11 protein-coding genes are annotated in these 11,641 nt (G+C 67.6%); 5 read left to right on the top strand and 6 right to left on the bottom strand.

Features of this window, described 5'->3' with window-relative positions:
- On the top strand, positions 1-1,019 hold a 1,019-nt coding region (locus AX744_RS13680), incomplete at its 5' end, for a hypothetical protein (protein WP_231728816.1).
- A 7-nt stretch (positions 1,020-1,026) separates the two neighbouring features.
- On the opposite strand, the gene AX744_RS13675 is transcribed toward AX744_RS13680, so the two are convergent.
- On the bottom strand, positions 1,027-2,232 hold the full coding sequence (locus AX744_RS13675; protein ID WP_061017476.1) for a class I SAM-dependent methyltransferase: 1,206 nt from the start codon (positions 2,230-2,232) through the stop codon (positions 1,027-1,029).
- A 158-nt stretch (positions 2,233-2,390) separates the two neighbouring features.
- On the opposite strand from AX744_RS13675, the gene groES reads away from it, so the two are divergent.
- The 3 genes from groES (at position 2,391) to AX744_RS13660 (ending at position 5,200) form a co-directional block, all read left to right on the top strand.
- Positions 2,391-2,687, top strand: a complete 297-nt coding sequence (groES, locus tag AX744_RS13670; protein ID WP_017203655.1) for a co-chaperone GroES — start codon at positions 2,391-2,393, stop codon at positions 2,685-2,687.
- Positions 2,688-2,869: 182 nt separating this feature from the next.
- Positions 2,870-3,799, top strand: a complete 930-nt coding sequence (rarD, locus tag AX744_RS13665) for an EamA family transporter RarD (RefSeq protein ID WP_058631858.1) — start codon at positions 2,870-2,872, stop codon at positions 3,797-3,799.
- 144 nt (positions 3,800-3,943) lie between these two features.
- Complete coding sequence (locus AX744_RS13660) at positions 3,944-5,200, top strand: ABC transporter substrate-binding protein (RefSeq protein WP_046747416.1); 1,257 nt, start codon at positions 3,944-3,946, stop codon at positions 5,198-5,200.
- Between the two features lie 92 nt (positions 5,201-5,292).
- Here AX744_RS13660 and AX744_RS13655 read toward each other — a convergent pair whose 3' ends face one another.
- From AX744_RS13655 to AX744_RS13640, 4 genes are read right to left on the bottom strand one after another with little or no spacing between them, the layout of a single operon-like run.
- Entirely contained in the window at positions 5,293-6,066 is a 774-nt protein-coding gene (locus AX744_RS13655; RefSeq protein WP_046747417.1) for an ABC transporter ATP-binding protein, read from the bottom strand.
- On the bottom strand, positions 6,063-7,070 hold the full coding sequence (locus AX744_RS13650; RefSeq protein WP_442922834.1) for an ABC transporter ATP-binding protein: 1,008 nt from the start codon (positions 7,068-7,070) through the stop codon (positions 6,063-6,065). The genes AX744_RS13655 and AX744_RS13650 overlap by 4 nt, the downstream gene beginning before the upstream one ends.
- 40 nt (positions 7,071-7,110) lie before the next feature.
- Positions 7,111-8,088 (bottom strand): branched-chain amino acid ABC transporter permease, encoded by a 978-nt coding sequence (locus tag AX744_RS13645; protein ID WP_058631857.1) that lies wholly within the window; start codon positions 8,086-8,088, stop codon positions 7,111-7,113.
- Between the two features lie 5 nt (positions 8,089-8,093).
- On the bottom strand, positions 8,094-9,443 hold the full coding sequence (locus AX744_RS13640; protein ID WP_061017473.1) for a branched-chain amino acid ABC transporter permease: 1,350 nt from the start codon (positions 9,441-9,443) through the stop codon (positions 8,094-8,096).
- A gap of 252 nt (positions 9,444-9,695) precedes the next feature.
- Here AX744_RS13640 and guaB point away from each other — a divergent pair, with 252 nt between their 5' ends.
- Positions 9,696-11,198 (top strand): IMP dehydrogenase, encoded by a 1,503-nt coding sequence (gene guaB / locus AX744_RS13635; RefSeq protein WP_058631856.1) that lies wholly within the window; start codon positions 9,696-9,698, stop codon positions 11,196-11,198.
- A gap of 65 nt (positions 11,199-11,263) precedes the next feature.
- Here guaB and AX744_RS20765 read toward each other — a convergent pair.
- A partial coding sequence (locus AX744_RS20765) for a hypothetical protein (RefSeq protein ID WP_061017471.1) occupies positions 11,264-11,641 on the bottom strand: 378 nt, incomplete at its 5' end.

The raw sequence follows: 11,641 nt of genomic DNA, 5'->3' as shown, positions 1-11,641 counted from the left end.
CTCCCGCACCGGATGACGATTCCCGGCCAGCGCCGCCCGAACCCGCGGCCGACGTCGCCTCAGCGGCAGCGCCGGTCGTCGGTGAAGGGACCGAGCCGCCCCCCGATAGCGACGTGCCGCGCCGGCGGGAGATCCTCGCCCGGACGCTGCGTCGGCTCCCCGTGCTGGTGCCCGTCGTCTCCGTCCTGCTGCTGGCGGCCGGAGTGGGCATCGGCTGGGCGGTGTTCGCGCCGCCATCGCCGGAGGTCACGCTGACGGCGGTGCAGCAGGACCGCCGTGACGCGCTCGCCGCAGCCGACTTCGATCCCGGCTCGGTCGTGCCCCTCGCGCGAGAGGGGGATGCGCTGGCCTGGTACGCGACCCGTGAGGAGGCCGGCATCCGGTGCCTGATCCTCGACGTCGGCGCGCAGTCGCAGTCGACCTGCCTCCCGGTCGACAGCATCGGGCGCGGCCTGAGCGCGACGATCCCGGTCCCCATGGAGGACAGCGGTGACACCCCTCGCGGAGTGGAGGCGGTGAGCGCCTCGATGCTCCTCTCGACGACGGGGGAGCCGATCGTCACCCTGGAACGCTGGCCGATGACGTCTTCTTCACCGTCGCAGTTCGCGGGTGCGGAGCGGTCACGCGCGGAGGAGCTGGCCGGCGAGGGGTTCGTCTCGTCCCTCGAGATCGTCGGTTCCTTCCGCACCTTGCCGGTGTGGACCGGGGACCGCGTGTCGGATCTAGGCACCGTCGAGAAGTGCCTCATCGTCGATGCGGTCGATGCGATGACGTGCGCCGCCTCCACCGCCGCCGTCGAGTCCGGACTCGAAACGCGGATCGACCGCATCGACGGCGGAGACGGTGCGCTCATCGGCACCTCGACTCTCGCGGCGAGGTTCACGAGGTGGCAGACGCCCTACCTCGTCATCACCGAGGCATCGCCGGGGAGGGGAGGCCCGGGCGAGATCGTCCGGGTAGAGGCCCCACCCGGTGACCCCATCGTGGTCGAACCGCCGGGCCGCGATCCGGACGGCTGAGCGGACGTCAGCTCGCCGCGGGCACCCGGTCGGCGAGGATCGCGCGGCGCTGGTCGCCGATGCGGACGAGGATCAGCGTCGCCTCCTGGTCTCCGCGCAGCGTGAGCTTCTTCCGGAAGGCGGCGGGATCGACATCCACTCCGCGTTTCTTGATCTCCAGGCGTCCGACATCGTTCGCCTTGAGCGCGGCGTTGATCGCCTTGGGGCTCGCCGGAAGCGTCTCCCTGACGCGGAAGGACTGCACGAACGGACTGGTCAGGGCTGCGTCGGATGTCAGATAGGCGATGTGTTCGTCGAGCATGCCGGCGTCGAGACTGCGGGCGACCTCTCCGATCAGCCGCGCGCGGATCACGGCCCCGTCCGGCTCGTGCAGGAAGGCGCCGAGCTCGCGCACGGGCTCATCGGCGGTGTCGGCCGCAGCCGTGAGTTCGTGCGAGCGCTCGCCGCGGATCACCAGTGCCGCGCGGCGCACTCCTTCTCGGGCGAGGGATCCGCTCCACACGACGAGTTCGACCACGCTGCCGTCGGCGCTCACCCACTGCGCCTCGGCATCGGCGGGCAGTGCGTCGCGGTCGTGGGCCGGTCCGAGCTTGATGCCGGTCGGGCGACGTGCGGCCACATCGAACGCCCAGTCCAGGGAGGGGGAGTAGTCGTCGGCGGAGACACGCCTGGTCTCGCTGTGCCCGGAGGTGCGTCTGGCCGGGTCCATCCAGACCGCGTCCCCGTCGTCCAGTCTGGAGAGGGCTTCCTCCGCCGTCTCGTGCCGCACCGCGGCGTCGTCGCCGAACGGCGCCAGGTTGTATGCCGCGATGGCGGAGGTGACCTCGTCGGCGTCGACGGCGTGCACTTCGAGTCCGGCTCCGGCGAAGGCGAGCGCATCGCCGCCGATACCGCAGCCGAGGTCGGCTACACGGGTGAAGCCCGACTGACGGATGCGCTGGGCGTGCCGTGCCGCGACACCGAGCCGCGTCGCCTGCTCGAGGCCGGCCCTGGTGAAGAGCATGCGGGCGGCGAAGGGGCCGAACTTCGTCGCTGCCCTCGACCGCAGGTGCGCCTGCCCGACGACGGCGGACACGAGGTCGGGGGAGTGGCCGGCCGCACGCAGCCGCGACACCGCTCGCGCGACCTCGGTGGTCGACTCGATAGGACCGGTCGTGTCGAGAAGCTCGAGACCTTCGGGGGTGAGCAGGGCGCGCAGCTCGGACATCTCCACGGTCTCAGCCTAATCGGCCGCGCCTCGAGTCGAACCGCGTCGCTCACTGGCACTCGCATTGCGTGAGTGCCAGCCGAGCGCCTAGACTGGATTAGCACTCTCGGGTTGAGAGTGCGAACAAGTCTTTCGTGTCAGCGTCAAGAAAGAAGAGGTAGACCGTGTCGGTTTCCATCAAGCCGCTCGAGGACCGCATCGTCATCAAGCAGGTCGAGGCCGAGCAGACCACCGCGAGTGGCCTGGTCATCCCCGACACCGCCAAGGAGAAGCCCCAGGAGGGCGAGGTCGTGGCGGTCGGCCCCGGCCGCATCGACGACAACGGCAACCGTGTTCCGCTCGACGTCGCCGTCGGCGACCGCGTGCTCTACAGCAAGTACGGCGGCACCGAGGTGAAGTTCGGCGCAGACGAGTTCCTCGTCCTGTCGGCTCGCGACGTCCTGGCGGTCGTCGTCCGCTGATCTGCTGAACCTGTTCCCCGCCTCTCATGAGGGGCAGAGTGAGGTCCTCGAAGGGGGCCCGGATGCGTCTCGCATCCGGGCCCCCTTCTGCGTCCGCCAGCGGGCATCCCTTTCCTGCCAAACTCCGCCGGGAGGCTCAGCCGTCGCGGTCCGCATCCTCGCCGCGGGCATAGGGTTGTGCGGTGACCCCAGAGACGACCCGCGCCACGCAGACCGCCGGAGTCGCCTACGCCGGAGGGGCGTACCTCCTCTGGGGCGTGCTTCCCCTCTACTTCCTTCTCCTCGTTCCGACGGGTCCGTGGGAGGTCGTGGCCTGGCGGGTGCTGCTCTCTTTCGTCTTCTGCGTCCTGCTCCTCACCGTCACGCGCGGTTGGGTGGCCTTCGGCGTCATCATCCGCCAGCCGAAGCTGCTGGGGTTGACCGCGCTGGCGGGTCTGCTGATCTATGTGAACTGGCAGGTGTTCCTGATCGGAACGCTCAGCGGCAACGTCGTCGAGACGAGCCTGGGGTACTTCATCAACCCGATCACGACCGTGCTGCTGGGTGTCTTCGTGCTGAAGGAGCGCATCCGCCGACTGCAGTGGGCAGCCATCGCCATCGCGGCGATCGCCGTCATCGTGATCGTCGTCGCCTACCGGCAGTTCCCGTGGATCGCGCTGTCGCTGACCGCGTCCTTCGGCGTGTACGGGCTCATCAAGAAGAAGATCGGCCCTGCGGTCGATGCGATCAGCGGCCTGACTCTGGAGTCGTTCTGGCTGATCCCCATCGCGGTGGCGCAGCTGATCATCGTCGCGCTCACGTCGGGCATCACGATGGGCGCGAACGGGTGGGCGCACGCGTTGCTGCTGGCCTTCGCCGGTGTCGCCACGGCCGTTCCGCTGCTGCTCTTCGCCGCGGGAACCCGACGCATCAACCTCACGGTGATCGGCATGATCCAGTTCATCACCCCCGTCATGCAGTTCCTCATCGGGGTCCTGGTGCTGCACGAGCCGATGCCGGCCGAGCGCTGGGCCGGCTTCATCATCGTGTGGATCGCGATCGGCGTCTTCGTGGTCGACCTCCTGCTCGCCGCGCGACGAGGGCGCAGGATTCCACGGGTCGAGGCCGCCTGATCCCGAGGACCACGGGTCAGGGAACCCGGTCCCGGATCGTTAACGCACCGAGACACTTGCACCCCCTGTGCGCGATACTCACGCCCTAGTGTTAGAGCACCCGATTGTGGTCACAATCCACGTTCAGTTACGCAAGGGAGCATCATGAACGCATTGAAGGGCTCGCGCACAGCGAAGGTCTTCGCCGGGATCGCACTGGTCAGTGCATCCGCCATCGTCATCGCTGGTTGCAGCAGCACTCCGAGCGGGGAGAGCGGCGGCAGCGACAAGCCCGCAGCCGATCTGACGCTCAAGCTCGGCTCGCTGCTTCCGCAGACCGGCTCGCTGGCGTTCCTCGGCCCGCCCATGGAGTCGGGCGTCGGGCTGGCCGTCCAGGAGGTCAACGACGCGGCCGCCGGCATCACGATCGACCTGACGGCCGAAGACGAGGGCGACACCGACACCAAGGCCTACGAGACCTCGATCACCAAGCTGCAGGGCGCCGGCGTCTCCGCCATCGTCGGAGCTGCCGCATCCGGTGTCTCCAAGCTCATCCTCGACGGCAACGTCAGCGCCGGGATCCTCCAGATCTCCGCGTCGAACACCTCGCCCGACTTCACCACGTGGGATGACAACGGTCTGTACTTCCGCACCGCCCCCAGCGACCTGCTGCAGGGCGAGGTGCTCGGCAACCTCATCGCCGAGGACGGCGCGAAGACGCTCGGCATCATCTACCAGAACGACGCGTACGGCACGGGCCTCGATGCGGCGATCAAGGAGACCTTCGAGGGCACCGGTGGCGAGGTCGTCGCCGAGGCGTCGTTCAACGTCGGCGACGCGCAGTTCGACGCCCAGGTCGAGACGATCAAGGCGCAGAACCCCGACGCGGTCGCGATCGTGTCGTTCGACCAGTTCAAGACCATCGCGCCTCTGCTGGTGAACGCCGGCATCTCGGCCGACAAGTTCTACATGGTCGACGGCAACCTGTCCGACTACGGCTCGGAGATCCCGGTCTCGCTCGAGGGCGCGCAGGGAACCAAGGCCGGCCCCGCACTCGCCGACGACTTCACCTCGCGTCTGCAGGACTTCTGGACGGGTGAGGGCAACGCCGAGGTCAAGGACTTCACCTACGCGGCTGAGGCGTACGACGCCGTCATCCTCGTGGCGCTGGCCTCCCTGGCCGCCGGCTCGACGGACGGCGCGGACATCGCGGCCAAGATGCAGGAGGTGTCGGGCGGCTCCGGTGACGGCAAGAAGTGCACCAGCTTCGCCGACTGCGCCAAGATCATCAACGACGGCGGCACGGCCGACTACGACGGCTACTCCGGTGACGTCACGTTCGATGAGGCCGGCGACCCGCAGGGTGCGTCGATCGGCATCTACAAGTACGGTGCCGACAACATGATCACCCGCACCAACTGATCAGACGATCACACGACGAAGGCCCCGGATCCGATCCGGGGCCTTTGTCGTGGTGTCGGCGGCTTTCTCGCTCGCGGCTTCTCGCTCGCCGCTCAGGCGGCGTCGGTGCCGAGCGTGCCGAGATAGAGACCGATGACCTTGGGGTCGTTCAGCAGGTCCCTGCCACTTCCCTCGTGCGCGTCCTTGCCCTGATCGAGGACGTACCCTCGGTCGCAGATCTGCAGGCAGCGTCGAGCATTCTGCTCCACCATGATCGTCGTGACACCGGCCTTGTTGATGTCGGAGACCCGGATGAACGCGTCGTCCTGTCGCACGGGGGAGAGGCCGGCCGACGGCTCGTCGAGCAGCAGCACCGACGGGTCCATCATGAGGGCACGGGACATGGCGACCATCTGCCGCTCACCACCGGAGAGCGAACCGGCGCGCTGCTTGAGGCGCTTGCCCAGCTCGGCGAAGATGCCGGTGACGAACTCGAGTCGCTCGTCGTAGATCTTGGGGTTCTGGTACAGCCCCATCTGCAGGTTCTCCTCGATCGACAGCGAGGGGAAGACGTTGTTGGTCTGCGGCACGAAGGCCACTCCGCGCCGGACGAGCTTGTCGGCCTTCAGACCCACGATGCTCTCACCCTTCACCGTGATGTCGCCGCTTCGCACGTTCACGAGCCCGAAGATGGCCTTCAGGAGAGTGGACTTCCCCGCCCCGTTCGGACCGATGATCCCGATCAGCTCTCCCTGCCGCGCCACGAGGTTGGCACCGTTGAGGATGTTCACACCGGGAAGATAGCCGGCATGGACGTCGGTCAGCTTCACGACGACATCGTCCTGAGCCGCGCTCGTCGCTGCATCGGTCGGCGTTTCCCCGCTCATGCGGTGCCCTTTCCCTCGGTATCGGTAGCGGTGCCGGGAACCGGATCGGTCGCCTCGAGCTCGGCCTCCGCCTCCGCTTCGATCTCCTCGCGGAGCCTGCTGGCGGCGGCATCGGGGAGCACCGGGATACGTCCGGTGACGGCGCCGAGGTCCACGTCCTGGTGTGCACCGAGGTACGCGTCAACGACAGCCGGGTTCTCCATGACCTCGTCGGGAGGGCCCTCCGCGACGACCCGCCCCTCGGCCATCACGATCACCCAGTCGGCGATGTGACGCACCATGTGCATGTCGTGCTCGACGAAGAGCACGGTCATGCCCTCCTCCTTCAGGTCGAGGATGTGGTCGAGGAGCGACTGCGTGAGCGCGGGGTTGACGCCGGCCATGGGCTCGTCGAGCATCACCAGCGTCGGGTCGCTCATCAGCGCCCTGGCCATCTCGAGGAGCTTGCGCTGGCCACCCGAGAGGGCCGCGGCGAAGTCCTTCTCCTTCGCGTCGAGCTTGAAGCGCGTCAGCAGTTCGCGCGCCTTGGCCTCGATCTCGTTGTCCTGTGCCCTCCAGAGGACAGGGAACAGGCTGGACCAGAATCCCTCACCGCGCTGATGCGGAGCGCCCAGCTTCATGTTCTCGAGCACCGTGAGCAGCGAGAGCGACTTGGTGAGCTGGAACGTGCGTACCTGGCCCATCCTGGCCACCTTGAACGACGGCACCCCGGAGAGGCTCGTGCCGTCGAACGACCACGTGCCGCTGTTGGGCTTGTCGAATCCGCAGAGCAGGTTGAAGAGCGTCGTCTTGCCTGCTCCGTTCGGGCCGATCAGCGCGGTGATGGCTCCTCGGGGGACTTCGAGGTGATCGACGTCGACGGCGGTCAGGCCTCCGAAGCGACGCTGGACGGCGTCGACGACGAGGATCGGATCGACCTTCGCGACTCCGGGCTTCACCTCACCCGTGGTCAGGCCGGTGGTCTTCGGGCGTCGGATGCTCCCCGTGGAGGGAGCCGCGGTCACCGCGGTGTCCGCCGAGCCGGGGACCTGTTCCGGGGTCAGTTCATTTGACAAAGGTCATCTCCCTCTTGTCTCCGAGGATGCCCTGCGGGCGGAAGATCACGAGCAGCATCAGGGCGATGCCGACGAAGACGAAGACGAGGGTCGACGCCTGGCTGTCGGTCATCGGCAGCAGCCCGGCCTTCGCCATCGACGGGAGCAGGTTGGCCATGAAGGCGAACACCACCCAGAAGAGCACCGCACCGAGCGTGGGTCCGAACACCGTGGCCGCGCCTCCCAGGAGGAGGATCGTCCACAGGAAGAACGTCAGCGACGTCGAGTAGCTGCCGGGGACGACCGCGGAGGGGAGGACGAAGACGATCCCACCCGCGGCACCGATCACACCACCCACGACGAGCGCCTGCATCTTGTAGGCGAAGACGTTCTTGCCCAGCGAGCGCACGGCGTCCTCGTCTTCGCGGATGCCCTTGAGTACGCGGCCCCACGGGCTGCGCATCAGCGCCCACACCAGCAGGATGGCGATGACCAGGACGATCACGCCGAACACGCGGTTCCAGAGGTCGTTCGCGCTGTACGTCCAGGGTCCGAACCCGTAGGTCCCCGGCGGGATGGGGTTCGCGTCGCGGAATCCGCCGTTGTACTGGGCGAGGCCGTCGGCGCTGTTGGTCCATTCGTCGAACACCTGCGTGGTGAAGAGGAGACGGACGATCTCGCCCGCGGCGATCGTGGCGATCGCGAGATAGTCGGCGCGGAGCCGCAGCGTCGGTATGCCCAGGAGCACGGCGAAGAGGGCGCCGCCGACCAGGCCGATCAGCATGCCGATCCACCACGGCAGGCCGAAGCTGAGCACCGAGATGGCGTAGCCGTAGCCGCCGATCGCCATGAACGCGGCCATGCCGAAGTTGAGCAGTCCGGCGTATCCGAAGTGCACGGCGAGGCCGGTCGCCGCGAGCGCGTAGGCGATGGTGACCGGGCTGAACAGGTAGACGGCCGTGTTCGAGAAGATGCTTCCGAAGTCCATGGCGATCAGCCCAACCTTTCCCTGCGTCCGAGCAGCCCTTGAGGTCTCACGAGGAGGATGAGGATGAGGATCACGAGAGCACTCGCATACTTGAGGTCGGACGGGATCCACAGCGTCGACACCTCGACAGCCATGCCGACGATGAGAGATCCGACCAGAGCGCCGAACGCCGTGCCGAGGCCGCCGAGGGTGATCGCGGCGAAGATCAGCAGGAGCATCTGCATCCCCATGTCCCACTTCACGCCGGGGCGGAAGTACGCCCACAGGATGCCGGAGATGGCGGCGAGCGTTCCCGCGAGGATCCAGACGTAACGGATCACACGGTCGACGTCGATCCCGGACGCGGCAGCGAGCTGCGGGTTGTCGGAGATCGCGCGGGTGGCCTTGCCGATGCGGGTGCGCGTCAGGAAGAAGGCCACGGCCAGGATCACGACGATGCTCACACCCATCGCGATCATGTCGATGTAGGACAGTGAGATCGGCCCGAACTGAATCGGGGTGGGGCTGGCACCGGGGAGCTGATATGTGCCTCCGCCGATGATGAACTGGAACGCGTATCGCAGCGCGAGCGAGAGCCCGATGCTGACGATCATCAGCTGGACGACACCGAGACCGCGCCGGCGGAGCGGACGCCAGATCCCGGCATCCAGCGCCCAGCCGAACAGGCCGCCGCCGATGACGGCTGCGACGATGCCGAGCCAGAGAGGAAGGTGCCAGAACGTGGTCGTGACGAGGGCGACGAGGCCGCCCCACGTGACCATCTCGGCGTGCGCGAAGTTGGAGAGGCGCGTGGTGCCGTAGATGAGGGCAGCGCCCATCGAGGCGAGAGCCAGCAGGAGTCCGAAGTTCAGTCCGCCGACGAGGCGTGAGAGCAGCTGGTCGACGAAGGAGACGGTGACCCGTTGCCCCTCGCCGAGGAAGAGGTTCATGATCTTCGTCCCGGTGAGGCCGAACTCGACTTCGAAGGAGGCCGTGGTCCCGGCGATCGGCTGGGTGCCCTCCGGGAGCTGGGTCGCATCGACGATCACGCCGTCCGGCAGCGTCGATTCATCGACCTTGAGGGTGTACTTCTCCTTCTCGGGCACGTACAGGCGCCATTTGCCGTCGGCATCGGTCTCGGTCTCGCCGTCGAAGCCCTTGCCCTCGATGGTCATGACCACGCCTTCGACCGGCTGGTCGTCGAAGGTCACGACGCCGGCGAAGTAGAAATCGGTGACCTCCTGCCCGTCGTCCGTCGTCTCGGCCGAGGCCGCTGACGGGGGCAGGAACAGGAACGCTGTGAGCGCCATGAGGATACTGAGGAAGGCGACCACCCAGGGTCGCTTTCGCTGCACGGCGAGTGTTGTGGGTCCCACGCAACCTCCACTTTGAGTGCTGTGTCTCTGCGATCTCGGGTTTGTCCGCAGAGATGGACGACGCACTTGAGCGTAATGCGCCATCGCCGATTCACCTACGGTCGGGGCCAACGGTCCGGTAACGACGCGGCTCTGGGAATGTTCTCGGGCGTGTCTCGCTTAGAATCTTCATACGGGCCGCGGCCCCGCACCGGCCGACGTCGACCACCCCCTCGCACTCGGACATGCGCGACTCGCGCAGAAGGAGAATCCATGGAACAGCACGATCCCTTCGGCTTCGTCGGACTGACGTACGATGACGTGCTGTTGCTCCCCGGGCACACCGATGTCATCCCCAGCGAGGCCGACACCTCGTCGCGCATCACCCGGCGCATCTCGGTCGCGACGCCGCTCCTCTCGAGCGCCATGGACACGGTCACCGAGTCGCGGATGGCGATCGCGATGGCGCGTGAAGGCGGCATCGGCATCCTGCACCGCAACCTCTCCATCGCCGACCAGGCAGCGCACGTCGACCGCGTCAAGCGCAGCGAGTCCGGCATGATCACCGACCCCATCACCACGACGCAGGATGCGACGGTCGAAGAGGTCGACAACCTCTGCGCGAAGTACCGCATCTCCGGCCTCCCCGTCGTCGACGACGAGGGCAGGCTCGTCGGCATCATCACCAACCGCGACATGCGCTTCGTCTCCGGCTTCGAGCGGCAGACCACCTTCGTCAAGGACGTCATGACGCGGGAGAACCTCGTCACCGCTCCGGTGGGCGTGGCCGCAGGCGAGGTCATCGCCCTGTTCGCGAAGCACCGTGTCGAGAAGCTGCCGCTCATCGACGACGACGGCAAGCTCGCCGGTCTCATCACCATCAAGGACTTCGACAAGAGTGAGAAGTACCCGCTCGCCACCAAGGACGACCAGGGGCGTCTGCGCGTCGGCGCGGCGATCGGCTTCTTCGGCGACGCGTGGGAGCGTGCCGAGGCGCTGCGCGATGCCGGGGTCGACGTCCTCGTGGTCGACACGGCCAACGGGCAGTCGCAGGGTGTCATCGACCTCGTCCGCCGGCTCAAGGCCGACGAGTCCTTCGCACACATCGACGTCATCGGCGGCAACGTCGCCACCCGTGAAGGCGCTCAGGCTCTCATCGATGCCGGAGTCGACGCGGTCAAGGTCGGCGTCGGCCCCGGGTCCATCTGCACCACCCGCGTCGTCGCCGGCGTGGGCGTGCCGCAGGTGACCGCGGTCTACGAGGCTTCGCTCGCCGCTCGTCCCGCAGACGTTCCGGTCATCGCCGACGGTGGTCTGCAGTACTCGGGCGACATCGCCAAGGCGCTCGTCGCCGGTGCCGACGCCGTGATGCTCGGCTCGCTCCTCGCCGGAACCGACGAGTCGCCGGGCGAGATCGTCTTCCAGTCGGGCAAGCAGTTCAAGCAGTACCGCGGCATGGGCTCGCTCGGCGCGATGCAGACGCGCGGCAAGCAGACCTCGTACTCGAAGGACCGCTACTTCCAGGCCGATGTCCCGAGCGACGACAAGCTGATCCCCGAGGGCATCGAGGGCCAGGTCCCGTACCGCGGACCGCTCGCCGCGGTCGCCTATCAGCTGGTGGGCGGGCTGCGTCAGTCGATGTTCTACGTCGGAGCGCGCACGATCGAGGAGCTCAAGACGCGCGGCAAGTTCGTGCGCATCACCTCGGCAGGGCTCAAGGAGTCGCACCCGCACGACGTGCAGATCGTGGTCGAGGCGCCGAACTACAAGAAGTAGGCGTGACACGAAGAGGGGCCGGATGCGCATCGCATCCGGCCCCTCTTCGTGTCACGCCGCTGCGGTCACCCGCAGGTGTAGGTGACGCCGTTGACTTCCCAGACGCCGGCGCCCAGCTCGGCGCACGTGCCGAAGATCGCGGCGAAGACGGTGACGGACAGGATGATCCCGATGATGCCGAGGATCGTCAGGATCGCGCCGATGATGATGCCCGCGATGGCCAGCCCCTTCGGCTGCCCGGTCTTGCCGAGTTTCACCGCGGCGACGATGCTCAGGATGAGTCCGATCGGCGCCGCCAGGAAGGCGAGGACCAGACCGACGATCGACAGGACGCGACCGGGAGGCGTGGGCTCCGGCTGCGGGTACGCCGGTGCCGTGGGCGCCGGATAGGCCGGGGCTGCGGTCGGCGGAGCGGGAGGGGCAGCGGGCGGTGTCGTCGGGGT

Source organism: Microbacterium sp. CCH5-D1 (genome assembly GCF_001557335.1).
GTDB classification, from domain to species: domain Bacteria; phylum Actinomycetota; class Actinomycetes; order Actinomycetales; family Microbacteriaceae; genus Microbacterium; species Microbacterium oxydans.
This window is presented reverse-complemented; position numbering and strand designations above follow the sequence as displayed.

What these genes read in the sequence shown, in the direction of transcription:
- guaB (WP_058631856.1), top strand. Translation starts at nt 9,696, where the DNA reads ATGGAACAGCACGATCCCTTCGGCTTCGTCGGACTGACGTACGATGAC.
- AX744_RS13655 (WP_046747417.1), bottom strand. Translation starts at nt 6,066, where the DNA reads ATGAGCGGGGAAACGCCGACCGATGCAGCGACGAGCGCGGCTCAGGAC.
- AX744_RS13645 (WP_058631857.1), bottom strand. Translation starts at nt 8,088, where the DNA reads ATGGACTTCGGAAGCATCTTCTCGAACACGGCCGTCTACCTGTTCAGC.
- AX744_RS13660 (WP_046747416.1), top strand. Translation starts at nt 3,944, where the DNA reads ATGAACGCATTGAAGGGCTCGCGCACAGCGAAGGTCTTCGCCGGGATC.